This window comes from Pseudomonas sp. Con_6 (assembly GCF_059379395.1).
The window spans coordinates 3,427,449-3,452,303 of the sequence record NZ_CM182011.1 but is presented as its reverse complement, the minus strand read 5'-3'; the positions used below and the strand labels follow the sequence as shown (position 1 = coordinate 3,452,303).

20 protein-coding genes are annotated in these 24,855 nt (G+C 65.8%); 13 read left to right on the top strand and 7 right to left on the bottom strand.

Annotated features, from left to right (window positions below; translation table 11 throughout):
- Positions 1-27: 27 nt before the first annotated feature.
- Both AC5QPF_RS15410 and AC5QPF_RS15405 read left to right on the top strand, forming a co-directional pair.
- A complete protein-coding gene (locus AC5QPF_RS15410; RefSeq protein ID WP_494964047.1) occupies positions 28-1,323 on the top strand; it encodes an FAD-dependent oxidoreductase in 1,296 nt (431 codons plus the stop codon).
- A 229-nt stretch (positions 1,324-1,552) separates the two neighbouring features.
- Entirely contained in the window at positions 1,553-3,178 is a 1,626-nt protein-coding gene (locus tag AC5QPF_RS15405; protein WP_494964046.1) for a methyl-accepting chemotaxis protein, read from the top strand.
- A gap of 105 nt (positions 3,179-3,283) precedes the next feature.
- Here AC5QPF_RS15405 and AC5QPF_RS15400 read toward each other — a convergent pair whose 3' ends face one another.
- From AC5QPF_RS15400 to AC5QPF_RS15380, 5 genes are all read right to left on the bottom strand, one after another.
- Complete coding sequence (locus tag AC5QPF_RS15400; RefSeq protein ID WP_494964045.1) at positions 3,284-4,048, bottom strand: ATP-binding cassette domain-containing protein; 765 nt, start codon at positions 4,046-4,048, stop codon at positions 3,284-3,286.
- On the bottom strand, positions 4,045-5,094 hold the full coding sequence (locus AC5QPF_RS15395) for an iron chelate uptake ABC transporter family permease subunit (protein WP_494964182.1): 1,050 nt from the start codon (positions 5,092-5,094) through the stop codon (positions 4,045-4,047). The genes AC5QPF_RS15400 and AC5QPF_RS15395 overlap by 4 nt, the downstream gene beginning before the upstream one ends.
- An 8-nt stretch (positions 5,095-5,102) precedes the next feature.
- Entirely contained in the window at positions 5,103-6,134 is a 1,032-nt protein-coding gene (locus AC5QPF_RS15390; RefSeq protein ID WP_494964181.1) for an ABC transporter substrate-binding protein, read from the bottom strand.
- Between the two features lie 92 nt (positions 6,135-6,226).
- The gene (locus AC5QPF_RS15385) at positions 6,227-6,907 is read right to left on the bottom strand and encodes a Fe2+-dependent dioxygenase (protein ID WP_494964044.1); all 681 of its coding nucleotides are present in this window, start codon (positions 6,905-6,907) and stop codon (positions 6,227-6,229) included.
- Positions 6,907-9,240, bottom strand: coding sequence for a TonB-dependent siderophore receptor (locus AC5QPF_RS15380; protein ID WP_494964043.1), 2,334 nt, complete (start codon positions 9,238-9,240; stop codon positions 6,907-6,909). The genes AC5QPF_RS15385 and AC5QPF_RS15380 overlap by 1 nt, the downstream gene beginning before the upstream one ends.
- A 178-nt stretch (positions 9,241-9,418) precedes the next feature.
- Here AC5QPF_RS15380 and AC5QPF_RS15375 point away from each other — a divergent pair, with 178 nt between their 5' ends.
- The 7 genes from AC5QPF_RS15375 (at position 9,419) to AC5QPF_RS15345 (ending at position 17,896) form a co-directional block, all read left to right on the top strand.
- Positions 9,419-10,141: a response regulator gene (locus AC5QPF_RS15375; RefSeq protein ID WP_494964042.1), complete on the top strand. Its 723-nt coding sequence runs from the start codon at positions 9,419-9,421 to the stop codon at positions 10,139-10,141.
- Positions 10,138-11,496 (top strand): ATP-binding protein, encoded by a 1,359-nt coding sequence (locus AC5QPF_RS15370; protein WP_494964041.1) that lies wholly within the window; start codon positions 10,138-10,140, stop codon positions 11,494-11,496. The genes AC5QPF_RS15375 and AC5QPF_RS15370 overlap by 4 nt, the downstream gene beginning before the upstream one ends.
- A 69-nt stretch (positions 11,497-11,565) precedes the next feature.
- Positions 11,566-11,985 carry a DUF2946 family protein gene (locus AC5QPF_RS15365; protein ID WP_494964040.1) on the top strand — a complete coding sequence of 140 codons (420 nt, stop codon included), beginning with the start codon at positions 11,566-11,568 and terminating at the stop codon, positions 11,983-11,985.
- A gap of 75 nt (positions 11,986-12,060) precedes the next feature.
- Positions 12,061-14,217: a TonB-dependent siderophore receptor gene (locus AC5QPF_RS15360; RefSeq protein WP_494964039.1), complete on the top strand. Its 2,157-nt coding sequence runs from the start codon at positions 12,061-12,063 to the stop codon at positions 14,215-14,217.
- A gap of 92 nt (positions 14,218-14,309) precedes the next feature.
- Positions 14,310-15,038, top strand: a complete 729-nt coding sequence (locus AC5QPF_RS15355) for a hypothetical protein (protein ID WP_494964038.1) — start codon at positions 14,310-14,312, stop codon at positions 15,036-15,038.
- A gap of 79 nt (positions 15,039-15,117) precedes the next feature.
- Complete coding sequence (locus AC5QPF_RS15350) at positions 15,118-16,878, top strand: hypothetical protein (RefSeq protein WP_494964037.1); 1,761 nt, start codon at positions 15,118-15,120, stop codon at positions 16,876-16,878.
- Positions 16,879-16,954: 76 nt separating this feature from the next.
- Positions 16,955-17,896, top strand: coding sequence for a tyrosine-type recombinase/integrase (locus AC5QPF_RS15345; RefSeq protein ID WP_494964036.1), 942 nt, complete (start codon positions 16,955-16,957; stop codon positions 17,894-17,896).
- A gap of 63 nt (positions 17,897-17,959) precedes the next feature.
- On the opposite strand, the gene AC5QPF_RS15340 is transcribed toward AC5QPF_RS15345, so the two are convergent.
- Positions 17,960-19,099 carry a glycerate kinase gene (locus AC5QPF_RS15340; protein ID WP_494964035.1) on the bottom strand — a complete coding sequence of 380 codons (1,140 nt, stop codon included), beginning with the start codon at positions 19,097-19,099 and terminating at the stop codon, positions 17,960-17,962.
- A 257-nt stretch (positions 19,100-19,356) separates the two neighbouring features.
- Positions 19,357-20,454 (bottom strand): sugar diacid recognition domain-containing protein, encoded by a 1,098-nt coding sequence (locus tag AC5QPF_RS15335; protein WP_494964034.1) that lies wholly within the window; start codon positions 20,452-20,454, stop codon positions 19,357-19,359.
- Positions 20,455-20,614: 160 nt separating this feature from the next.
- Here AC5QPF_RS15335 and AC5QPF_RS15330 point away from each other — a divergent pair, with 160 nt between their 5' ends.
- From AC5QPF_RS15330 to AC5QPF_RS15315, 4 genes are all read left to right on the top strand, one after another.
- Complete coding sequence (locus tag AC5QPF_RS15330; RefSeq protein WP_494964033.1) at positions 20,615-21,940, top strand: MFS transporter; 1,326 nt, start codon at positions 20,615-20,617, stop codon at positions 21,938-21,940.
- Positions 21,941-22,176: 236 nt separating this feature from the next.
- Positions 22,177-23,484 (top strand): MFS transporter, encoded by a 1,308-nt coding sequence (locus AC5QPF_RS15325; RefSeq protein ID WP_494964032.1) that lies wholly within the window; start codon positions 22,177-22,179, stop codon positions 23,482-23,484.
- Positions 23,485-23,529: 45 nt separating this feature from the next.
- Positions 23,530-24,069, top strand: coding sequence for a YbhB/YbcL family Raf kinase inhibitor-like protein (locus tag AC5QPF_RS15320; protein ID WP_494964031.1), 540 nt, complete (start codon positions 23,530-23,532; stop codon positions 24,067-24,069).
- A 109-nt stretch (positions 24,070-24,178) separates the two neighbouring features.
- Entirely contained in the window at positions 24,179-24,844 is a 666-nt protein-coding gene (locus AC5QPF_RS15315; RefSeq protein ID WP_494964030.1) for a M24 family metallopeptidase, read from the top strand.
- Positions 24,845-24,855 lie beyond the last annotated feature (11 nt).

Here is a 24,855-nt window from a genome sequence, read left to right as displayed (position 1 = left end):
CCGCTGACCCGCCACGCAGAGTTCCCCATGTCGCCCACCATCGACCCCGTACAGACCCAGCAACAGCTGCCGCCCGCGACCACCGTGGTGATCATCGGCGGCGGCATCATCGGCCTTACCGCTGCCCTGACCCTTGCCGAGCGCAATATCCCGGTAGTGGTCCTGGAAAAGGGCCGCATCGCCGGCGAGCAGTCGTCGCGCAACCTTGGCTGGGTGCGCAAGACCAGCCGCCACGCCGACGACATTCCGCTGGCCCTGGCGGCGGACCGCCTGTGGGCGCAGATGCCGGAGCGGGTCGGTGCGGACGTCGGTTACCGCCAGGCCGGGATCATGTTCATCGCGCGCAATGAAGCGCAGATGAACATGCATGCCAGCTGGCTGAAGAGCGTCGAGCACCTGAACCTCGATACCCGCCTGCTCAGCGCGCGGGAAATCGCCGACAAGGTGCCTGGCGGCAAGGGTGACTGGAAAGGCGGGATCTACACCCCGTCCGATGCTCGTGCCGAGCCGACCCAGGCATCCAGCGCCATTGCCAGAAAGGCGATGGCATTGGGTGCGGTGATCATCGAGAACTGCGCGGTACGTACCCTGCAGACCAGCGGCGGACGGGTCAGCGGCGTGGTCACCGAGCGCGGCGAAATCCGTTGCGAGCAGGTGCTGCTGGCCGGCGGCCTGTGGTCGCGGCGCTTCCTCGGCAACCACGGTATCGACCTGCCGACCCTGCCGCTGGTGTGCTCGGTACTGCGCACCCAGCCCATGGAAGGCCCGACCGAGACCGCCGTCGGCGCGCCGGACTTCTCCTTCCGCAAGCACAAGGACGGCGGTTTCATCATCACTCAGCGCGGCAAGCTGGACGCCTTCCTGACCCTGGACCACCTGTTGCTCGGCCGCCGCTACCTGCCACAGCTCAAGGCGCAGCGTGACTTTCTGAAGATTTCCCTCGGCAAGTACTTCCTCGACGACCTGTCACTGGCCCGTCGCTGGAAATCCGACGCCGTCAGCCCGTTCGAAAAGGTCCGGGTCACCGATCCTGCGGCCAACACCACCCTCAACGGCGACGCCCTGCGCAACCTGCGCGCGGCCTGGCCGGTGTTCGAAAAGGCGGAAATCGCCCAGGCCTGGGCCGGCACCATCGATGTGACGCCGGATTCCAACCCGGTGATCGGCCCGGTCGCTGCCCTGCCCGGCCTGACCCTGGCCACCGGTTTCTCCGGTCACGGCTTTGGCACCTCGCCGGCAGCGGGCCATCTGGCGGCGGATCTGGTATCCGGGGAAACCCCGATCATCGACCCGGCGCCGTATCGTTTCGAGCGCCTGGCCTGAGACGTGCCGCCAAGCCCTAGGGGATAACGCTAGGGCTCTGGCGTAAGGGGCTGAATCGAATCACTGATTTGAAACATCTATTCATTGTTACGGGGTAATCTTGGGGAACGATGTCTAACTGACATCATCGAAGAAAGGCACAAACGCATCGACCCATTGCCTAGGGGTACGACGTTGTGTGACCGGGCGGTCCCTCTCTGACTGCCAGCTTTTTCCCCAAGGAGTACCCATGCAGTTCCGGCAAATGAAAATCGGCAAACGGGCCGCCAGCATGTTCACCCTGCTCGGCCTTCTGGTCCTGGCCCTCGGCCTGGTTTCGCTGTACGAGACCCGGCAGATGGACAATGCCTCCACCGAGGTGCGGGTGACCTGGCTGCCCTCCGTGGTGTCCCTGGGCCAGGTCGGTACCGACCTCAACCGGGTACGGGCCATCACCATGCGCAGCCTGCTTGAAGATCAGCCGCAGACCCGCGCAGCCACCCTCAAGCGCGCCGAGCAACTGAACGAAAGCTTGAAAGGCCCGCTGGACACCTACGAGAAAACCATCTTCGAAGAGAAGGATCGCAGGCTGTTCAACGCCTTCATCAGCGCGCAGCAGCGTTACACCGCCATTCAGAGCGACGTCACCGACGCGGTGCTGAACAACCGCCTCGATAACGCCCGACAGTTGATCAACGGTCCCCTGGGGGATGCCACCGACGCCATGCAGGCGGCGCTGCGCGACCTGGTCAAGTACAACGTCGACGGCGCGGAAAACGCGGCGCAACGCAGTGCCGAGGCCTCGGCGGAATCCTTCCTGCTGATCACCTGTACCCTGGTGCTGATCATGGCAGCCCTGGTGGCCATCGCTACCCTGCTCACCCGCAGTATCGTCGTGCCGTTGGCCGATGCCGTGGCGGTGGCCGAGCGCGTTGCCACCGGCGACCTGACCCGCGAGATTCGTGCCGAAGGCCAGGACGAACCGGCCTTGCTGCTCGGCGCCCTGGATCGTATGCAAGCCAGCCTGCGCTCGACCCTGGCGCGGATCAGCGCCTCCTCGGACCAGTTGGCCTCGGCCTCGGAAGAACTCCATTCTGTGACCGAAGACACCAGTCGCGGCCTTCAGCAGCAGAGCGCGGAAATCGAACAGGCCGCCACTGCGGTCAACCAGATGACCGCCGCCGTGGAAGAAGTGGCCAATAACGCAGTGAGCACCGCCGACGCCTCCAAGGGAGCCGACCAGACCACCCGCGATGGCCGTGACCAGGTCAACCAGGCGCTGCAGTCGATCCAGCTGCTGGTGGGCGAAGTCACCGGCACTGCCGGCGATATCGAGAAACTGGCAGCCAGCGCCAACGAGATCAGCCGGGTCATGGACGTGATCGGCGCGATTGCCGGCCAGACCAACCTGCTGGCCCTGAACGCCGCCATCGAGGCGGCACGGGCCGGTGAAGCGGGCCGCGGATTCGCTGTGGTTGCCGATGAGGTGCGGGCCCTGGCCCACCGGACCCAGGAGTCCACCGGCGAGATCGAGCAGATCGTCGCCGAAATCCAGACCGGCACCGGCCGCGCCGTGGAAGCCATGCAGAGCAGCAAGGGGCACGCCACCGGTACCCTCGATGTGGCCCGGGCCGCTGGCGAGGCACTGGAGGTGATCGCCGAAGCCATCGCCTCGATCAACCAGCGCAACCTGGTGATCGCCAGTGCCTCGGAACAGCAGGCGCAAGTGGCCCGCGAGGTGGATCGCAACCTGGTGAACATCAGGGATCTGTCGATGCAGACCTCGGCGGGGGCCAACCAGACCAGTGCGGCGGCGCAGGACCTGTCGCGGCTGGCGGTCGAGCTGAACGGGATGGTGGCGCAGTTCAAGGTGTAGTTTCAAAGCACTCCGCCGACCTTGTGGGAGCGGGTTCACCCGCGATTGCAGTAGTGAATTCACCACCGTAATCGCGGGTGAACCCGCTCCCACAGGGGACAGTGTTCAGCCTCGCAAGGCCCGATCCACCAGTACCTGCAGCCTGTCCCGCGAACAACGTTCGACCCGCGCTTGCACCCCATACACCTCGGCCAGCAACCCCGGCGTCAGCACTTCCTCCGGCGCCCCGCTGGCCACCACCCGGCCCTTGTGCAACACCACCAGCCAGTCGGCATGACTCGCCGCCAGGTTGATATCGTGCAGCACCGCCACGGCCAGCAACTTGCGTGACACCACCCGCTCGCGCACTGCATCCATCACCCGCAACTGGTAATGCAGGTCCAGCGCGCTGGTGGGCTCGTCGAGCAACAGCACCGACGGATCCCGTGCCAGCAACTGGGCCAGCGCCACCAACTGGCGCTGGCCGCCGGACAGGCTGTCCAGCGACTGCTCCGCCAAATGCTCGATTCCCAGGCGCCGCAACGCCATGAACGCGGTGCCGAGCAGATCCTCGCCACCACCGACCCGCAACGCCGCGACGATACTTTCCAGCACCCCGAGGGCAATCCCCGGTGGCAGTTGCTGAGGCATGTAGGCCAAGCGCCGCGAGCGCTCGGCGAAGCCCAGCCGTGTCACATCCACGCCATCCAGCCCCAGCGCGCCGGTCATACGCTCCAGCCCGGCCAGGGCACGAAGCAAGGTGGACTTGCCGGCACCGTTCGGCCCCACCAGCGCCACCAGGCTACCCGCTGGCAAGGCCGGCAGGCTCACACCCTGGAGGATGCGCCGCGCGCCATAGCTCACCGATACCTCATTGATCAGCAGGCTCACAACCTTCTCCCCCGCCGGAACACCAGCACCACGAAAATCGGCACACCCACCAGCGCGGTGACGATGCCCACCGGCACGATCACCCCGGGCAGGATCAGCTTGCTGGCGATCGACGACAGCGACAGCAGCAAGGCCCCGACCAGGGCACTGGCCGGCAACAGGAAGCGCTGGTCCTCCCCTACCAGCAGGCGGGCGATATGCGGGCCGACCAGGCCGATGAAGCCAATGGTGCCGACGAAAGCCACCGCCGTGGCCGAAAGCAGGCTGATGCGCAACAGCGAAGCCACTCGCAGGCGCCGGGTGTCCACGCCAAAGCTGCGTGCCCGCTCCTCGCCCATGCGCAGCAGGGTCAGGGCCGGTGCCGCGCGCAGGGAAAACGGCAAGACCACCGCCACCACCAAGGCAAGCATGCCCAGCTTCTGCCAGTTGGCCCGGGCCAGGCTGCCCAGGGTCCAGAACACCAGTTGCTGCAGCACGTCCTCGGTGGCCAGCAGTTGCAACAAGGACACCAGGGCGTTGCAACTGAACACCAGGGCAATGCCGAACAGCACCAGGCTTTCCACCCCGGCCCCGCGCAACCTGGCCATGGACTGCAACAGCAGCACCGAGAGGCAGGCGAAGACGAAGGCCATCAACGGAATCTGCACCCCCGGCTCCAGCCAGGCCACGCCCAGCGGGTAAGCGATGGCCAGCGACGCCCCAAGCGCCGCCGACGAGGACACGCCGAGGGTGAAGGGACTGGCCAGCGGGTTGTCGAGGATCGCCTGCATCTCGGCGCCCGCCAGAGCCAGGGCGGCCCCTACCAGCACTGCCATCAGCGCGTATGGCAGGCGCACGTTCCAGATGATCACCTGTTCGGTGGCGCTCAACGCGGCCGGATCGAACAGCCCGGAAAGCAGACGCCCCAGGCTCATGCCTGAGGCGCCACTGGCCAGATCGCCGAGTACCGAGAGGCCGAGCACCCCGGCCAGTCCTAAGACCAGCAGGGTGCGCCGCCACAGCAGCCGTTTGTAGCGCCACGCGGCCAGCGTGGCGCCCTGCTCCATCAATACCGTCACTTGGCGTCGATCCAATACTGGCCGTCCAGGCCGACCTTGAGCATGCCGTTGATCTCGCCCAAGGTGCGCGCCGGATCCAGGTCGACGAACAGTTGCGGGTGGATCCAGCGGGCCATGGCTTCCACCGCGAGGATATTGAACGGCGAGTTGTAGAAGTCATGCCACAAGCCATGGGCCTGGCCCGCCTGGATCGGCCGCAGCGGCGCGAATTCCGGGCGCGCGGTGATCTTTTCCAGGCTCTGCCGCGCGGTATCCAGTGGCACCCCGGCACCCAGCAGTACGCCCGGGGCACGGTTGCCGGTGGCGATGTAAACGTCGGGATCGGCCTTGAGCACATACTCGACGCTGACATCCCCCAGCGCTCCTGGCACCACGTCAGCGGCGATGTTGTGGCCGCCAACCGCCGTCACCAGGCTACCCAGTCCGCTCTTGCCGGTGGTATGTCCTGGCGCCTGCCAGACACCCGCCAGCAGTTCGAGGAAGACCTTGGGGCGCTGGCTGTCGTCGAGAGTGGCGACGCGATCGGTCACCGCCTTGAGATGGCGGTCGTAGAAGCCCAGGTATTCCTGCGCCTGCTGCTCGCGGCCGAGCAACCGGCCGATAGCTTCCAGGCTGACCCGGGTATTGCGGATCGGGTGCACACGAAAGTCGATGAACAGCACCGGCACCCCGGCCTTGGCCAGCAGGTCGGCGACCGGACTGTGCTGGGTCGGGCCTTCGCCGGCGATGCTGAAGACCGCGAGGTCCGGTTTAAGGGCCAGGATCTGCTCGGCGCTGACGCTCTGCTCCGAAGCCTGGCCAATCAGCGGCAGCTTGGCGATGCCCGGGTATTTCTGCGCGTAGACCTCATAGGTATGCGGGTCAAGCAGGCGCATATCGTTCTGCCAGCCGACCACCCGCTGGAACGGGTTGTCGCGGTCGAGCAAGGCCAGGGCGAAGAACAGCCGGCCTTCGCCGAGGACGATGCGTTGTGGCGAGTGGTCGATCTCGACCTTGCGGCCGAGGACGTCGGTGACCTCGATGGCCATGGCCGACTGGCCGAGGCAGAGGCCGAGCAGGAGAAGCAATGACGCTAGTTGACGTTTCACGGATATACCTTCGATCAATGGTTTTTGAGGGCTCAGCTATCGCCCCAGCGGCGCAGCAGGTTGTGGTAGACCCCGGTCAGCTCCAGCAACGAACCTTGGTCGGCGCCCTGCCCGGTCAGGCGCTGGATCGCCACATCCATGTCCAGCAGCAAGCTGCGCTGGCTGTCCTCACGCACCAGGCTCTCGATCCAGAAGAACGCCGCCAGCCGCTCGCCACGGGTCACCGGTTCGACCCGGTGCAGGCTGCTGCCCGGGTACAGCACCAGGTGCCCGGCCGGCAGCTTGACGCTGCGCTCGCCGAAGGTGTCGCGGATCAGCAGTTCGCCTCCGTCGTAGCTGTCCGGCTCGGCCAGGAACAGGGTCGCCGAGAGGTCGGTACGCACCCGTTCACGCACGCCCTTGATCCCCCGGATGGCGTTGTCGACGTGGAAGCCGAAGCCCTCGCCCTCGCCATAGCGGTTGAACAACGGCGGATAGATGCGCTTGGGCAGCGCCGCCGACATGAACAGCGGGTTGTCGGAAAGCCGGCGCAGGATCAACTCGCCCAGTTGCCGGGCCAGGGGGTTGTCCTCGTCCAGTTGGCGATTGCGCTTGGCCAGGGCGGACTGCACGCCCGCCGTGGCCTTGCCATCGATCCAGGGTTGCGCCAGCAGTTGCCGGCGCAGGTCGTCCAGCTCCGCGGCGCTGAACAGGCGGTCGATTTCGATCAGCATCAGAAGCGGTAGTCCACGCTGGCGGTCAGGGTGCGGCCGGCACCGGGCACGCCGTACAGCTGGAAGCCGTCCAGGGAAGCGCCGACGCGGCTGTAGTAGAACTTGTTGAAGAGGTTGCTGACGTTGAGGTTGACCGTGGTCTGGCTGTCCACCTTGTAGCGGGCGGCAATGCTGTGCAGCCAGTAGGACGGCGCCTTCTCGTGGTCGCGGGTATAGATCGTGTACACGCCCGAGGGCCCGGAAGCGTAGGCACTGTTGTTGTTCAACCCGCCGACGTACTTGTTGTCGCTGTAGCGGCGACGGCCCACGTAGTCGGCGCCGTAGCTCAGGCCCAGGTTGTCAGTGAGCTGGTAGCTGGTCCACAGGTTGGCGGTCAGGTCGGGAACGTTCTTGGCTTCCTCGCCCTTGTTGGCGCCCTTGGTCTGGCGGCTCTTCATCGCCGAGAAGCCAGCGTAGGCCGACCAGCGGTCGGTGATATTGCCCTGCAGGCCCAGTTCGATACCGTCGACGCGCTTGGCCGGCAGCGCGCGCACCGGAGAGGTCTCGCCCTCGCTGTATTCCCAGCTGTCTTCCAGCTCGGTGCGGAAGATCGCGGCATTCAGGTTCAGCCGCTCGTCGAACAGTTCCCACTTGGTGCCCAGTTCGTAGGTCTTGGACTTGGCCGGCTTATAGTCCTCGGTGCTGGCCGCGCCGTAGATCTGGTTGTTGGTGGTGGCGCCAATGGCCGAGGGCTGCGCCGCCTCGCTGTAGGACAGGTAGACGCTGCCGTTGGGCAATGGCTTGTAGACGATACCGGCGCGACCGCCGATAGCGTCGTCGCGACTGCTGCTGTTGCCGGTGGATCGCTCGCTGTCGGCCTGCCAGCGGTCATAACGCAGGGCCAGCAGCAATTGCCATTGCGGGTCGAGGGTCAGGGTGTCGGAGGCATAGACCGCCGCATTCTTCACCACGCTGCGCGGGTCGCCGTAGCCCTTGTCGGTGGACACCGAGGCGAAGTGATGGGATGGATCGGACAGGTCGAAGAACATCGAACCGTCCGGTATGTCCATGGTCTTGTGCAGGCCGCCGTAGCTTTCGCGGTAGACCTCGACGCCGGTAACCGCCTCATGGTGGATGCCGCCGGTGTCGAGGTTGAAGCGCAGGTCGGTCTGGTTGTCGAAGATCTCGTAGCGCTTGGACAGGCCGAAGTCGCTGCCGCGCAGGATGCCGTAGCCGGTGCCGTTGCTATTGGCGTACTGGGTGTAGGCGTTGATGCCGTTGATCGAACTCAACGGGCCGAGGCCGACATAGCCCAGGCTGGCGCAGCGGGTGTCGGTGCAGGTGCGGCTGCCGTCGGCATTGGCTGCGATGAAACGCGCCGGGGACAGCACCGCCCAGTTGTCGGTCTGCTGCCAGCGCAGCTGGTTGCGCAGGGTCACGTCATCATTGAAATCGTGCTCGATCAGGCCGGTCAGGGAGCGGGTTTCGCTGCGCTGGGTGTACAGGCTGGAGTCGCCGTACCAGGCATCGCGGGACACCCCCGGCATGCGGTCGCCATGGGTGCCGCGCTGGATCGGTACGCCGCCGTCCGGGGTGTTCTTGTCCTTCTGGTAGAAGGCATCGAGCCACAGGCGAGTGTCGGTGCCCAGGCCGAAGCCGAACGAGGTGGCGATGCCCCAGCGGTCGTAGTCCACTTCATCGCGCTCGGAGACCGCGTTGTAGTGCTTCATCAGATTGATTCGCGCCGCCGTGGTCTCGTTGAGCTGGCGGTTGATGTCGGCGGTCAGCCGCTTGTAGTTGTCGGTGCCGATACCGGCGGACAGCTGCCCGGCGTCGCCAAGGTGGGCGCGCTTGCTCACCAGGTTGACGCTGCCGCCCACCGCCGAGACCCCGGATTCCACGGAACCGGTGCCCTTGAACACTTCGGCCTGCTCCAGGTTGAAAGTGTCGTTGCGGCTGGACATGCCGGCGTCGCGCACACCATCGACGGTCAGGCTCTGTTCGGCGGCGAAACCACGGATGGAGAACAGGTCGCCCCAGCCCAGGTTGCCCTCGCCGGACATGAAGGTGATGCCCGGCACATTGCGCAGCACGTCCTGCAGGCTCTGGGCGTTCTGCTCTTCCAGTACCGCCTTGGGCACCACGGTGATGGATTGCGGCGCATCGAGCAGTGGCGTGGTGATCTTCGCCGAGGTGACTTCATCGACCTTGTAGGTCGAAGACTGCTTACCGTTGACCTGGGTGGCCGGCAAATCGAGGGCCTCGGCATGGGCCGGGGTGACGCAGGCGCCGACCAGCAGGCCGAAAGCCGGGGCCAGCGTCGACGGCAGGCGCTGGGGGGAGAGGTTGGACATGGCTATTCCTTAAAGTAAATCAGTCGTATTTGTATCCCCGGATTCTATCCAGCCGTCTGATAGCACTTTCGCTGGAAATGTAATGGCCAGGCCGTCCATCGCCCGCCAACACATTCCATTACATTTGCCTCACCCAGACGGGTGTAAAGTGCGCCAATTCAACTTGAGAAGCATTTCCATGTCCCAGCCCGACCATATCCTGATCGTCGACGACGATCCCGAGATCCGCCAGTTGCTCTCCACCTACCTGGATGAAGCCGGCCTGCGGACCTCGGTGGCGGCGGATGGCCGGGAGATGCGCCGGCGCCTCGACGAACAGCTGGTCGACCTGGTGGTGCTCGACCTGATGCTGCCCGGCGAGGACGGCCTGAGCCTGTGCCGCGACCTGCGCGTGCACAGCAATATCCCGGTGATCATGCTCACCGCCCGCGGCACCCTGGTGGATCGTATCGTCGGCCTGGAGATGGGCGCCGACGACTACCTGGGCAAGCCCTTCGACCCGCGCGAGCTGCTGGCGCGGATCAAGGTGGTGCTGCGCCGCGCCCACAGCTTTCCAGAGCGCGCGCGGATGGACGAAGCGCGGCACCTGCGCTTCGCCGGCTGGCAACTGGAAACCACTACCCGCCAGTTGCGCTCCCCCGCCGGGCTGGTGATTAGCCTGGGCAACTCCGACTACCGGGTGCTGCGCCTGCTGCTGCAGCACCCGAACCGGCCGCTGAGCCGGGACTTCCTGCTCAGCCAGGTGTTCGAGCGCGAGCGCATGCCCTACGACCGCAGCATCGACGTGTGCATCAGCCGCCTGCGCCAGCACCTGGACGATGCACCGAAGGCCGCGGCGTTGATCCGCACCGTGCGCAACGAGGGCTACATGCTCACCGTCGACGCGGTGCACAGCGAATGAAGCGTTTCTGGCCGCGTTCGCTGCATGGGCGCCTGGTATTGATCCTGGTGGGCGGCATGCTCACCTCGCAGTTGCTGACCAGCAGCATCTGGCACGAAGTGCGCCAGACCCAGGTGCTGGAGATTCCGCTGCGGCTGATGGCGGCGCGGATCGCCGACCTGATGCAGGTGGCGAAGCAGGATCCCGGGCACGTCGACACCTTGTTGCAGAGCCTGGAGTCGCCGCGCTGGCAACGCCTTGAGCAGGCCCCGGAACAGTCCGACAGCGATCCGATGTATGAAACCCTGCTGCGCCAATTGGTCAGCGAACGCAGCGGCGAGGCGGCCAACCTGCATCTGTATTGCCTGGAACTGTTGGGTGGCGGCGAACAGCCGGCGGGGCCGACCACTTTGTTCGACGGCGACCAGGCCAGCGTGCGCATCCGCGTCGGGGTCAACCTGCCAGATGGCAATACCCTGTTCCTCCAGGCCACGGAAAGCCAGGGCTGGAGCAGCGGCTCGATCAGTTCGCTGGTGTTCGACTACATCCTGCGCATCTATCTGTTGCGGATTCTCGCGGTGGTCCTGGTGGCCTTGCTGGCGGTACGTCTGGCTCTGCGGCCGTTGAAACAGATGGCCGAAGCGGCGCAAGCGCTGGGCCGCGACATCCATCGCCCGCCGCTGAGCCTGGAGGGGCCGCTGGAAGTGCGCCAGGCGGCGCAGGCCTTCAATGCCATGCAGCGCCGGCTGATCGACAGCATCGCCGAGCGCACGCGCTTCTTCGCTGCGGTGTCTCATGACCTGCGTACGCCGATCACCCGCCTGCGCCTGCGCGCCGAGTTGCTGCCGGACGAGGGGCTGCGCCAGCGGTTTCGCGACGACCTCGGGCATATGGAAGACATGGTTTCCGCCAGCCTGGACTTCCTGCGCAACGGCGAACTGGAGCAGGCGCGAGAACCGGTGGCGGTCGATGCGTTGTTGCAGGGGTTGCAGGCAGATTTCCAGGATCTGGGGGGCACGCTCAGGATCCACGGCAGCGCGCGACCGCTGCCCGCCCATCCCGCAGGCTTGCGCCGCTGCTTGCAGAACCTGCTGGACAACGCCCGGCGCCATGCGCCCGGGCCGGTCGATATCGAGGTGGTCGATGAGGATTCGCAGGTGCTGATCCGGGTTGCCGATCGCGGGCCAGGGATTGCACCGGAGCATCGGCAGCGGGTGTTCGAGCATTTCTACCAGTGCGATCCGTCGCGCAGTGGTGGCGGGCATGGGTTGGGGTTGAGCATTGCGGCGAGCATCGTCGGTGCCCATGGCGGGACGCTGGAGCTGGCGGAGCGCGAAGGTAGAGGATTGGTGGTGAGCCTGGTGCTTCCGCGCTAGCCCTTGCAATGAGGCCCTTGAAAACAAAGACAAAATCCGGCTGAATGCCCGCCTCACCAAAGGGCCATCATGCTGTCACGCCTACGCACCCACATCATCCTGCTCGCAGGCTTCGCAGTGTTGTTCAACCTGCTGGCCACGCCGCTGGACCGTGCCTTGCGTCCGCCCACCGTCGACAATCAGTCACTGATCCTTGGCAGTTTCTGTACCCTCCACGGCATCCAGAGTCTGCCCAAGTCCCTGCTGGCCCAACTGAAGGCGGCGATGCCCGAACTCGACGGCCAGACCAGCAGCAAGGTGCAAAGCGGCGACTGCTGCTGTGGCCACGCCGGTCACGCCGCCCTGCCCGGCGATTACTTCAGGCACCTGTTCCCGCGCTATTGGCCCGAGACCCTGCTGCTCGGCCACAGCCACCTGCTGCCCTTGCCCCGCGAGCAATGGCCGCGCCTCAATCCCCGCGCCTCCCCCGCTGTCCTCGCCGTGATCTGACATCGCCGCGTCCGCCCTGCCTTGCCCGAGGCAGGCCGTCGCGAGCCTATCGAATCCTGACCAGGAAGCACTTGCATGTTTCGCCTGACCACCCTGGCGCTGCTGATCAGCAGCGCGACTACCTGCGCCTGGGCGCAGGACGACAGCCTCACCCTGCCCGCCAGCACCGTGAGCGCCGCCAGCGACACACCCACCGAGGGCACCCGCCTCGACCTCGACAAACCGCTCGACAGCGGCTCGCGCCTGCACCTGAGCCCACGGGAAAACCCGGCCTCGGTCAGCATCGCCGACCGCGCGACCATGGAGCGCATCGGCGCACGCAACTTCCAGGACGCCGCCAACGCCCTGCCCGGGGTGAACGCCTCGGCGCCACCGGGCTGGGGCGGCTATGTCGCCTACCGCGGCTTCAACGGCGCGCAGATCGCCCAATTGTTCAACGGCATCAACGTCCAGTACGGCGCTGCCGGGCGGCCGGTGGGCGCATGGATCTACGACCGGGTCGAACTGCTTGGCGGCCCGTCGTCCTTCCTCAATGGCAGCGGCGCGGTGGGCGGCAGCCTGAACATGGTCACCAAACTGGCCAGCCGCGACGCCGACAGCCTCGAAGGCCGGGTCAGCTACGGCCGCTACGACACCTGGGAAACCGCCATCGGCGTGAACCAGGAGCTCAACGACGGCCCCGGACCCCGTCACTACGCGCGCCTGGACTACAGTCGCACCGGCAGCAACGGCTATATCGATCGCCAGGAGAACAACGCCGGTAACCTGGCCTTTTCCCTGCTCAGCGATATCAACGAGCAGCTGTCCCACACCCTGGCCATCGAGTACCTGGAAGAGAAGGAAGACAGTCCGTACTGGGGCACCCCGGTGCTGCGCCCGCTGTCCGGCACCCTGCATATCGACAGGCACACGCGCTTCGACAACTACAACGTCGAGGACGGCCGCTACGAGCAGCGCACCCGCTGGCTGCGCTCGATCACCGACTATCGCGTCAACGACGACACGCAACTGCGCAACACCTTCTACCACTACGACGGCCAGCGCGATTACCGCAATCTGGAGGTGTACCGCTATAACGCCGACAACAGCGCAGTGCAGCGCTCCGGCGGCTACCGCCAGCGTCATGACCAGGAAGTGAATGGCAACCGCCTCGAACTGACCCACCTGGGCGAGATCTTCGGCCTCGCGAGCGACTGGGCCTTCGGCCTGGACTACAACCGCAACCAGCAGACCAACTATCCGCTGTCCAAAGGGGCCTTCGACACGGTCGCTGCCGGCAGTTTCGAGCCCCGGCATTTCCTCGATATCCCGGGCATGGACGCACCCCGCGCCAAGGGCCGCAGTACCACCACCGACACCCGTTCGGCCTTCGTCGAGAACCGTACCCGCCTGACCGACCGCCTGGCCCTGGTCAGCGCCCTGCGCTACGACCATCTCGACTTCGAGGTGGTCGACCACGTTGCGCGCACCGGACTCGACCGACGCTGGGACGCCCTCACCGGGCGCCTGGGCCTGGTCTACGACCTGACCTCCAGCGTCAGCCTGTACACCCAATACAGCACCTCGGCCGAACCACCGGGCGGCACCCTCACCAGCGCCTCGATCGGCCAGGTCGGTGATCTGGACCTGAGCCGTGGCCGCCAGGTGGAAGTGGGCAGCAAGCTGGACTTCCTCGAGGGCCGCGGCACTGCCACGGCAGCGGCCTACCGCATCGTGCGCAAGAACATCTCGGTGCCCTCCTCGACCCAGCCCAACGTCACCGAGCAGGCCGGCCAGCAGACCTCCACCGGCATCGAGCTGGCGGCGTCGTTCAAGGTCACCCCGCAGCTACTGGCGTCCGGCAACTTTGCCTGGGTCCGGGCGGAGTACGACGCGTTCAACGAGAACATCGGCGGCACGGTGTATTCCCGTGCCGGCAAGACGCCGGTGAACATTCCCGAGCGCACCGCCAACCTGTGGCTGACCTACGACATCGCGCCGGGCTGGCAGGTGGGCGCCGATGCGCGCTACGTGGCATCGGTGTACGCGGATACGGCGAACAGCATGTGGGTGCCGTCGTACACGCTTTATGGCCTGTCCATGAGCCATGACCTGGACAAGCACACCAAGGTCAGTGCACGCCTGCGCAACCTGACCGACGAGGTGTATGCGCGCTTCATCCACCAGAGCAATACCCAGTACTACGTGGGTGAGCCGCGCAGCCTGGAAGTGGCGGTGGACTGGAAGTACTGAGTGCACTGCGGGGTGTGCGGGAATGGGATGCATTTGTATTATTGGCCCTGCTATCCTGCGCGCCCTGTCGAATGCTTGAACAAGGATGTGTCGTGTCGAAGTTCCTTCCCTTCGCTTTGCTGAGTTTCGCCCTGATCTCGGGCTGCGCGCTGAAATACTCCCCGCCCGACGTCGATCCGAAGGCCAGGGTGCAATTCCAGGAGAAGTTTCAGGCCGCGCTGTATCGAAGCATCGCCAGCGATGTGCAAGAGCAAATGGTCGGCGTGGCCGCCCTGCGCATTACCGTCAACCGCCTGGGTCGGGCCACCAGTTGCAAGGCACAAAGGGCCCGCCCCGACGTCGACAAGCAGTTGCCCATCGAACTGACCCGGACCGAGCCCAAGGCGTTCGCCCGGTTCATCGAGGAGCGCTGCCTGCGCGCCATCTACCCTACGGCGCCCGATGGCCTGTACAACGAGGACGGCCAGCTCGAGGTGGTCGCACCGGTGCAGGTGGTATTCAACGACCTGAGCGCCGATCGCTGGAAGACCGGCAATGCGCAGCGACGCTTCTTCCGCGAGCATCTGCTCGACACCGAGCGCGTGGACAGCGTGGGGATCGCGGTCATCCACTTCCAGACCAATGGCCTCGGCTGCCTGGTGGACCTGCGCCCGAACAGCACGCGACCGGCGGATTTCAAGCTGGATGGCGCGCTGCAAGGCCGGCTCAACGAAGCCTGCAGCAAGCTTGACCTGAGCCAGGTTACGGGGATCGGTGCGAACCCGCAGAAGCAGGGGGTCGGCCGGGTGGCACTGGAATATGCGCCGTGGACGCAGAAGTAGTGAGCTGAGTCATTGCGGGTAGTTACAGGAGCGCGGCAAGCTTGGCGGAAAACCGCATCAAGGCTCCCAGGTGCCTGCCTTGAGCCTTGCAGCGTTCTCAAGGTCGAGCGCCGCGCGGGCGGCGCTCGATCGCAAGGGCGCTGTCCCTATCGAGGCGAGCTCCTGGACCAACTTCGACGGCACGTCATCGGTCTACCTGACCGCCTCGCCGACCTTCAACCAGATCATCCTCAGCCTGGACAACCTCTCCGGCGGCAATGGCTGGCTGCACAAGGGCACGCCCGCTGCCCACGGCAAGCTGCCCCAAGGGCAATCGGCGCTGTATGTGTTCTTCGACGGTTTGCTGAGCAACGAGGAGATCGAGGCGATCGAATGGGTGGCCCAGGGCAGCGTGGCGTGGGACTACAAGTACTTCAAGGATCTGAACAAGACCTACTGCGTGCTTGCGCCCACCGAGGATGTGAATTTCGGCTCGGGCACGAAACTGGCCTTCGCCCTGGAACGGGTCCTGGCCGCCACACCCAATACGCGCAACATGAGCCTGCAACTGCAAGGCGTCTCCGGGCTGAAGGGCGGGTCGAACCCCGTGAACCAGATCCTGACGGTGCACGTGCTGAATGCGCCGAGCAAGGAAAAGAAGACCCTCGCCCTGCTGGTCGGCCTGGCCGGCAGCAACACCCTCTATACCAATACGCCCGACACCGGGCTGTGCCTGTACCTGACCAACCCGCTGCCGGAACCGCTGGTGCCCGGGGCCGCCAGCTGGGAGCAGCAACCGGCGTTCCAGCTGACCCTGGTCTACGGCGACGAGGCCGGTGCCTTGACCACCCTGGCCCTGGCCAGCGGCATCGAGCTGAACATCCGCAATGACTTCGGCAACGCCTGGGAACCGGTGGTGAAGAAAACCCAGGGCAGCGAGCCGTACTGGGTCATGCAGCCATCGGCCAACGGCGGCGGCAACGTGCTCGGCACCGGGCAGCAGGCGACCATCGCCTTCGACCTTACCGGCATCGACAGCCAGTTGCCGGCGGGACTGACCTATGCCTACATCAGCTACCGCAACATTCCCGGCTACAACGACGGCTACTACGCGGTGGAGATCCTCAAGGTCGATCCGCTGCGCATCAGCCTGAGCGCCACCCCGGACCACTTCGACAACCCGCTCGCCCCCGGCACCTCGCGCCTGGATTTCACCGTCGAGAACGCCGGCTACGTCAGCATCAGCAACAGCGGATACGCCCGCAAGATCGCGGTGCCACGCTTCAGCGACCACGTCGATGTGCAACTGGAAAGCACCACGATCTATACCTTGACTGCGGTGCATGCGGTGACGGGTGACCAGCTCGCACAATCGATCAAGGTCAGGCTCTACTCGCCCGCGCCCGGCTTCATGCCGCGGCGCACGATCATCCTGTGGTATGGCGATGCCAACCAGGTCCCGGCGGGCTGGGCCCTGTGCAACGGCCAGAACGGCACGCCGGACCTGTCCGGGCGTTTCGTCGTCGGAGCAGAGGCAAGCGGCATGTATCCGCCGCGAAGCACGGGCGGTGGCAAGCTGTACCTGCGCGTCGATCAGTTACCGCCCCATGACCATGAAGCCGTGCTGGGCCAGGACGGCATACACCACCACAGTTCGACGGTCGACCATCGCGGCTTCGAGACCGAATCAGGTGGCGGGCAGGGGCTGACCGACTCGAAGCTGACCGATTCCAACTTTACTTTCAACACGGACGAGCAGGGCCTGCACAGTCACCCGATCAAGATCTACAACACAGGGCTGGGCAACGTGATAGACATCGTGCCGTGCTACTACGCCTTGTACTACATCATGCGCGTCTGACACGCCGAGCTGAAGCCCCCTGTGCTGCGCCAACGCGGGCTGTCGCGACGCGTCGTCGAGGAGTACGCTCTCGCCCATGAGCACGATCGATCACTACCTCCAGGCCGCCGTCCGCTACAACACGCGGCGCAGCTACCGCGCCGCCATCGAGCACTTCGAGGTGACCTGGGGCGGCTTCCTCCCCGCCACCGCCGACAGCATCGCCCGCTACCTGGCGGACTTCGCCGGCGAGCACTCCATCAATACCCTGCGCCAGCGCATGGCCGCCCTCGGCCAGTGGCATGTCAGCCAGGGCTTTCCCGACCCGACCAAGGCACCGCTGGTGCGGCAGATGCTCAAGGGCATCCGCGCCGTGCACCCGGTGCAGGAACGCCAGGCCGCGCCGCTGACCCTGGAGCATCTGCAACGCACCATCGGGCATCTGGAGCAGTGCGCCGCCGTCGCCGAGCGCGAGCAGTGCCTGCCCGATCTGCTACGGGCCAGGCGGGACGCGGCGTTGTTGCTGATCGGATTCTGGCGTGGGTTTCGCGGCGATGAACTGGCGCGGCTGCGGGTCGAGCATATCCAGGCCCAGGCCGGTGGCGGCATGCAGCTGTACCTGTCGCAAAGCAAGGGCGACCGTCATGGACGCGGGGTGACCCACCGCATGCCGGCGCTGAAGAGCCTGTGCCCGGTGCAGGCTTATGTGGAGTGGATCACGGTGGCCGGGATCGCCCGCGGGCCGGTGTTCCGCAAGCTGGACCGCTGGGGCAATCTCGGCGAAGAGGCGCTGAACAGCGGCAGCCTGATCGCCCTGCTGCGGCGGATCTTCACCGGTGCCGGTCTGCCGGCGCAGAGCTACAGTGCGCACTCGTTGCGCCGTGGCTTTGCGACCTGGGCGAGCAGCAACGGCTGGGACACCAAGGCCTTGATGAGTCATGTGGGCTGGCGGGATGTGAAGTCGGCGCTGCGTTATGTGGACGCCAGTGCGTCGTTTGGCGAACTGGAGCTGCCGACGCTTGCCAGACAGATCGAATGACTTCGAGGCAACGCGGCCCCTGTGGAAGCTGGCTTGCCAGCTCCCACAGGGGCCGCGCAAGGCTTAACGTCGCCTGGCGGTCTGCCAGAGGCGCAAAATGTCACCGGCACGTGCCGCCAGCAGTTCGGCGGCGTTGGCGCAGGCCTCTTGCAGGGTAATCGGGCCGCTGGCAATAGCGAAGGCAGCGTCGATGCCATGGCCATAGAGTTTCTGATAACCCTCGCCCAAGGTTCCGGCAAGCACCACCACCGGCACGCCATGGCGCTTGGCGACCCTGGCCACGCCGAATGGCGTCTTGCCACGCAGGGTCTGGGCGTCGAAACGTCCTTCGCCGGTAATCACCAGGTCAGCGCCCTGTACCGCCGCTTCCAGCCCGGCCAGCTCGGCCACCACCTCGATCCCCGGACGGAACTGCGCGTCGAGGAACGCCTTGGCGGCGAAGCCCATGCCGCCGGCGGCGCCGCAGCCCGGGAAATCGCGAACATCACGGCCCAAGGCCTGCGCACAATGATCGGCGAAATGCCCCAGGGCGTGGTCGAGCAGTTCCACTTGCTCGGGACTCGCACCCTTCTGCGGTCCGAAGATCGCCGAGGCGCCATTCGCACCGCACAGCGGGTTGTCGACATCCGCCGCCACTTCCAGGCGCACACTGGCCAGACGCGGATCGAGGCCACTGGCATCGACGCGGGCGACCTTGCACAGGGCCAGGCCGCCCTCCTCCAGTTCCGCGCCCTGGGCGTCAAAGGTACGCAGGCCAAGTGCGCGGAGCATGCCGCTGCCGGCATCGTTGGTGGCGCTGCCGCCGATGGCCAGGATGATGCGCTCGGCGCCGGCGTCCAGGGCCGCGCCGATCAGCTGGCCGGTGCCGTAGCTGCTGGTGCGGCAGGCGTCGCGCTCATCCAGGCCGAGCAGTTGCAGGCCGCTGGCCTGGGCCATCTCGATGATCGCGGTGCGGGATTCGCCGAGCCAGCCCCACTGTGCAACGACTTCACGTCCCAGCGGACCGCGCACCGGCAGGCTGCGGGCTTCGCCATGGCAGGCTGCGACGATGGCGTCCATGGTGCCTTCGCCGCCGTCGGCCATGGGGCAGCACACCAGCTCGGCCTGGGGCAGGACGGCAGCGATCCCGCCGGCAATGGCCGCGGCCACCCCCTCGGCGCTGAGGCTGTCCTTGAACGAGTCGGGGGCGATGACGATTTTCATGTGAGGCTCCTGTTGCAGATGCCTGCATGCTGCCAGTTGTCGGCAGGGCGGGCTTCTGGCCAGTGCACAAGATCGGGGGTGGGTTGTTTGGTCAGTTGGACAATGGGGGCACGGGGAGATGCGATTTCAGGTGGTGTGGCTGAGGGCCTCATCGCTGGCAAGCCAGCTCTCACAAGGATCTCCACTGCCCCCAAGAACGATGCTGTACCTGTGGGAGCAAGCTGGCTTGCCAGCAATAAGGTCCGAGAGATCACCGGCTATTCGGCAGGCAACAACTGCAACCCCAGGTACAAGCTGAGCATCCCCTCCAGCCGCAGCGGATCCACCCCGCTCAGCTCACCCACTCGCTCCAGCCGGTATCTCAGACTGTTGCGATGAATACCCAAGGCATCGGCACAGGCCTGGCTCTGACCGTCATGGCTGCACCAGGCGCGCAAGGTCGCCAGCAACTGGCCGCTGACATCCTTGGCGCGAATCCGCTGTAACGGCTCCAGCAGTTCATCCAGCGCATCGTCCTGGCGATGCCGCCAGAGCAACGCCGGCAGTCGATAGCGCGCCAGGGTCAGCAGGCGCTCGCCCGGTAGCACCTCGCGCCCGTAGGCCAGCAGGTCGCGCACCCGCCGATAACCACGGCGCAAGCTCTCCACGCCGTCGGCCACGCCGCCCACCGCCAGACGCTGCACGTGCCAGCCCTGAGTCTCGATCTTGTCCAGCGCCTTGCCTTCATCCACGGCCAGCCCGGCCGGGCGACACCAGAGCAGCGACTGCCGCGCCGGACTCACGCACCAGCTGTCCGGATAGCGCTGCATCAACCAAACCGACAGGGCTTCCGCCCCGGGCCCCTCGTCCAGCTCGAACAGGCACGGCACTCGCGGCAATTGCGGCTTCAGGCCCAGTTGCCGGGCCTCGTCCACCAGGCGCGGGGCGTCGCCGCTGCCGCCCAGCAGCAAGGCCAGCAGGTCGTCACAACGCTGGCGTCGCCATTGCTGCTCAACTTGCAGGTGACGCTGGGCCAGGAGCATCTCGGCGGTCATCCGCACCAGCTCCGCATAGGTACGCAATTGCTGCGGCTCGCCGGTGATACCCAGCACGCCGATAAGCCGGCCATCCAGCATCAACGGCAGGTTGACCCCCGGCTGTACGCCCTTGAGGCACTTGGCTGCCTCATCGTCGATCTCGACGATGCGCTCGTTGGCCAGAACCAGTTGGGCGCCCTCGTGCCGGGTATTGATACGCTGGCGCTCGCCGCTGCCGAGGATCAGGCCCTGGCTGTCCATGACGTTGACGTTGAAAGGCAGAATGGCCATCGCCCGGTCGACGATATCCTGCGCCAGGTCATGATCCAGCTCGAACATGGGGGGTCCTTGAGGGTCTACGGGTTGGGCGATGGCACAACAGCACGACAAAAATGCCGTGCAATGGCACAAAGACAGGCATCGCGCGCTCGCCGAGACTTTTCAACAGCGCCCGCCTCGACGCGGGATGCCGCACAACCATAACAACAGAGAGAGAATCATGTCATCCAGCCCTGCCCCTGACCAAGGCCATGCCATCGACCGCGATGCGCTGTACCGGCGTATCACCCTGCGGCTGATCCCGTTCATCTTCGTCTGCTACCTGTTCAACTACCTCGACCGGGTCAACGTTGGCTTCGCCAAGCTGCAGATGCTAGACGCCCTGAAGTTCAGCGAAACCATCTACGGCCTCGGGGCCGGGATCTTCTTCATCGGCTACGTGCTCTGCGGCCTGCCCAGCAACCTGGCGCTGAACCGCTTCGGCCCGCGACGCTGGATCGCGCTGATGATGATTACCTGGGGCACGCTGTCGACCTGCCTGTTGTTCGTCACCACGCCGACCCAGTTCTATGTGCTGCGCCTGTTCACCGGCGCGGCCGAAGCCGGTTTCTTCCCCGGCATCGTGCTGTACCTCTCGCAGTGGTTCCCGGCCCAGCGTCGCGGGCGCATCATGGCCCTGTTCATGTCGGCGATCCCGGTTTCCGGTTTGCTCGGCGGCCCATTCTCTGGCTGGATCCTCAACCACTTCGCCGCAGGGCAAGGCGGCCTCGCCGGCTGGCAGTGGATGTTCCTGATCCAGGGCCTGCCCACAGTAGTGCTCGGCTGCATGGCGGTGTTCCTGCTCAGCGACGGCTTCGCCAAGGCCGCCTGGCTGAGCCCGGCGCAACGCGCGGCGGTAGACGCCGACCTGCGCGCCGATGCGGCGAGCAAGCCGCAGACTGTCAGCGACAGCCTGCTCTCGGTGCTCACCCATCCGCTGATCTGGACCTTCGGCTTCGTCTACTTCTGCATCCAGAGCGGCGTCTACGCCATCAACTTCTGGCTGCCGTCGATCATCAAGAGCCTCGGTTTCGCCGACGCCCTGCTGATCGGCTGGCTGAGCGCGATCCCGTACCTGCTGGCCGGGGTGTTCATGCTCCTGGTGGGTCGCTCGGCGGACCTGCGCAACGAGCGCCGCTGGCACCTCGTGGTACCGATGCTGATGGGCGCCGTCGGCCTGCTGATCGCGGTCAACTTCGCCCACAGCCCGGTGATCGCCATCCTCGGCCTGAGCATCGCCACCATGGGCGCCCTCACCGGCCTGCCGATGTTCTGGCCGATGCCGACTGCCCTGCTTAGCGCCGGCACCGCCGTGGCGGGCCTGGCGATCATCAACTCGGTCGGGCAGATGGCCGGCTTCCTCAGCCCGTACCTGGTGGGCTGGATCAAGGACCAGACCGGCTCCACCGACGCGGCGCTTTACTCGCTGGCGGGCCTGATCGTGGTCGGCGGCCTGGTGGCGCTGCGGGTTTCCCGCCAGGGCCGTGGCGTCGCCGCCAACGCCTGATCTGCGCCGTTTCGCAGGAGCTGGCTTGCCAGCTCCTGCTGCGACGCTTCGCCGCACCCCTCCCCATCTGTTGGCGCACCCCGGAAACCCAGTAGAATTCCGCGCCCTTTTTCGCCTCACCGCATCGAGCAGCGACAACCCCAACAATGAACAGCACCGGCCCGCAATGGTCCGGCTGAATGCGCGCGCGTACCTAGGGTGTCTGACGGCTATTCAACCCCACTATTGAGGTACGTATGTCTCCGCGTTTGCTGGCGATGGCGCTGGCACCCCTGCTCGGCCTGTTCATCATGGCCCTGGGCAACGGTTTCCTGTCTTCCCTGACCACCTTGCGCCTGGGCGAGTCCGGCGAATCCGCCACCATGATCGGTTTCGTCTCCTCGGCCTATTTCATCGGCCTGACCCTGGGCGCGATCTTCAATGACCGGCTGATCCTGCGCATCGGCCATATCCGCGCCTACAGCAGCTTCGCCTCGCTGATCGCCGTGACCATCCTCGCCCAGGGCCTGTTCGTCGACACCTGGGGCTGGATGGTGCTGCGCCTGATCAATGGCTGGGCCACCGTCGGCGTGTTTCTGGTGATCGAGAGCTGGCTGCTGATGGCCGGCGACACCAAGGCCCGCGGCCGTCTGCTGGCGCTGTACATGATTTCCTTCTATGGCGCCGGCGTGCTCAGCCAGGCGGCCCTCGGCGAAATCGCTGGCTGGGGCGGCAACGCGCCCTTCATGGTCGCCGGCATGCTGGCGGCGCTATCGGTGCTGCCGATCGTGATCCTGCCGCGGGTTTCGCCGATCCTGGAACATGTCGAGCCGCTGCGGCCGCGGCAGTTGCTCAGCGTCACCCCCACCGGCCTGGTCGGCTGCTTCGGCTCCGGCGTGGCCATCGCCGCGGTCTACACCCTGCTGCCGCTGTACCTGCAGCGCATCGGCCTGGATGTCGGCGAAGTTGGCAACATGATGGCCTGGGTGATTCTCGGCGCCATGCTCCTGCAATACCCGGTGGGCCGCTGGTCCGACCGCAAGGACCGCCAGGACGTGCTGATCGCCCTCGGTCTGCTGTGCGTGGTGCTGTCGGTAATCATCCTGCTGCTGCCGCCAACTTCGGTGCTGCTGCCGGCGATGCTGTTCCTGCTCGGTGGCGGTGTGTTCGCCGTCTATCCGGTGTCGGTCAGCCACGCCGCCGACCGGGCACCGGTGGAAGCGCTGGTGCCGATGATCCAGGGCATGCTGCTGATCAACTCGCTGGGCTCGGCACTGAGCCCGCTGGCGATTTCGCCGGCGATGAACAGCTACGGCCAGGACGGCTTGTTCTGGTCTTTCGCCCTGATCAACCTGAGCATGGTCGGCTTCTTCCTGTGGCGTCGCGGCAAGCGCCCGGTGCCAGCCAACCCGGCGCCATTCGTGCCGTCGGCGACCTTCTCGCCGACCGGTGCCGAGCTGCGGGTGACCGACGACCTGCGCCACGCGGCCTTGGAGCACCCGCCCGTCCCGGAAATGGGCGAGCACGCGGTGAATCCGCCGACGCCCCGCGCCGGCGTCGAGTAAGACGTCTACACTGCGGTTCCCGGAGATGCTCGAAGGAGAACCGCAGTGAACAGAAGATTCCCTTCGCTGGCGGGCGCGGTCGCGCTGCTGGCACTGACCGGCGCCGTGAATGCGGCGCCGCTGTCGATCCACTCCACCGCGTTCAATGACGGCGGACGCATTCCACTTTCGCAGATCGGTGCCGACGCCAATTGCGGCAAGGGCCAGCAGATGTCGCCGCAGGTGAGCTGGTCGAACCTGCCCGAGGGGACGCGCTCGGTGGCCCTGCTGATGTTCGATCCGGACGGGGCCAAGGGGCTCGGGGTGTCACACTGGGTCGCTTACAACATCGATCCGGCCAAGGGGCAACTGGTCGAAGGCGCCAGCGAAGGTTTCACCCTGGGCAGGAACGTTCGCGGCGATACCGCCTACCGTGGTCCCTGCCCGCCGGCCGGGGACAATCCCCATCACTATGCGTTGACGCTGATCGCCACTGATCTGGCGCCCGGCAGCCTGCCCGAGGGCCTGGATCGGGAGGGGTTGCTCAAAGCGTTGCAGGGGCATGCGTTGGGTGGGATGAGCCTCGTGGGCCTGTACGGACACTGAAGATCCCTGTGGGAGCGACGCCGATGTAACTATTTATTGCAATTCGCCACCGCTATATACAATCCTCTACAGCGAAGCATCCCCAGAGCCCCTCATAGAAGAGAGCCCCATGACCACCGCCGTGTACCCCAAGGAAGCCACCGGCGCGAACTACGCGCTGGACCTGATGAAATACGCCCAGGCCCGGACCTGGGACGCCGTGGACGCCATCGCCGCGGTGATACGTCCCGGCATGACCGAGACCGAAGCAACCAAGCTGGGCAAGCAGATCCTCTGCGAACTGGGCATGGAACGCATCTGGCACCCGCTGCTGGTGCGCTTCGGCGCCAACACCCTCAAAGGGTTCAACCAGCGCTCCGACGGCGACCCGGTGCTGGGTGAGAACGACATTTTCTTCATCGACATGGGCATCGTCTGGAAAGGCCATGAAGGCGACGCCGGTGCCACCTTCGCGGTCGGCAACGACCCGGAGATGATCGCCTGCGCCGCCGCGGCGAAAACCCTCTATCAGCGCGTCGAAAGTCACTGGCGGGAAACCGGCTGCAGCGGCGTCGAGCTGTATGACTTCGCCAATGAACAGGCCCAGGCCATGGGCTGGAAACTCAACCTGGACATCAAGGGCCACCGCGTCAGCGACTTCCCCCACGCCATTTACCGCGCCGGCGACCTCGGTGATTACACGGAGCAGCCCAGCGAAGGCCTGTGGATCCTGGAAATCCAGATCGCCCACCCGAGCAAGCCGTACGGGGCGTTCTACGAAGACTTGCTGGCCTGACCCCGGGGAGG

Bases quoted from the DNA above. Each gene is read 5' to 3' on its own strand.
- AC5QPF_RS15410 (WP_494964047.1), top strand. From the start codon at position 28: ATGTCGCCCACCATCGACCCCGTACAGACCCAGCAACAGCTGCCGCCC.
- AC5QPF_RS15405 (WP_494964046.1), top strand. From the start codon at position 1,553: ATGCAGTTCCGGCAAATGAAAATCGGCAAACGGGCCGCCAGCATGTTC.
- AC5QPF_RS15380 (WP_494964043.1), bottom strand. From the start codon at position 9,240: ATGTCCAACCTCTCCCCCCAGCGCCTGCCGTCGACGCTGGCCCCGGCT.
- AC5QPF_RS15385 (WP_494964044.1), bottom strand. From the start codon at position 6,907: ATGCTGATCGAAATCGACCGCCTGTTCAGCGCCGCGGAGCTGGACGAC.
- AC5QPF_RS15390 (WP_494964181.1), bottom strand. From the start codon at position 6,134: ATGGCCATCGAGGTCACCGACGTCCTCGGCCGCAAGGTCGAGATCGAC.
- AC5QPF_RS15370 (WP_494964041.1), top strand. From the start codon at position 10,138: ATGAAGCGTTTCTGGCCGCGTTCGCTGCATGGGCGCCTGGTATTGATC.
- AC5QPF_RS15335 (WP_494964034.1), bottom strand. From the start codon at position 20,454: ATGTTCGAGCTGGATCATGACCTGGCGCAGGATATCGTCGACCGGGCG.
- AC5QPF_RS15340 (WP_494964035.1), bottom strand. From the start codon at position 19,099: ATGAAAATCGTCATCGCCCCCGACTCGTTCAAGGACAGCCTCAGCGCC.
- AC5QPF_RS15345 (WP_494964036.1), top strand. From the start codon at position 16,955: ATGAGCACGATCGATCACTACCTCCAGGCCGCCGTCCGCTACAACACG.
- AC5QPF_RS15365 (WP_494964040.1), top strand. From the start codon at position 11,566: ATGCTGTCACGCCTACGCACCCACATCATCCTGCTCGCAGGCTTCGCA.
- AC5QPF_RS15325 (WP_494964032.1), top strand. From the start codon at position 22,177: ATGTCTCCGCGTTTGCTGGCGATGGCGCTGGCACCCCTGCTCGGCCTG.
- AC5QPF_RS15315 (WP_494964030.1), top strand. From the start codon at position 24,179: ATGACCACCGCCGTGTACCCCAAGGAAGCCACCGGCGCGAACTACGCG.
- AC5QPF_RS15360 (WP_494964039.1), top strand. From the start codon at position 12,061: ATGTTTCGCCTGACCACCCTGGCGCTGCTGATCAGCAGCGCGACTACC.
- AC5QPF_RS15395 (WP_494964182.1), bottom strand. From the start codon at position 5,094: ATGGAGCAGGGCGCCACGCTGGCCGCGTGGCGCTACAAACGGCTGCTG.
- AC5QPF_RS15330 (WP_494964033.1), top strand. From the start codon at position 20,615: ATGTCATCCAGCCCTGCCCCTGACCAAGGCCATGCCATCGACCGCGAT.
- AC5QPF_RS15375 (WP_494964042.1), top strand. From the start codon at position 9,419: ATGTCCCAGCCCGACCATATCCTGATCGTCGACGACGATCCCGAGATC.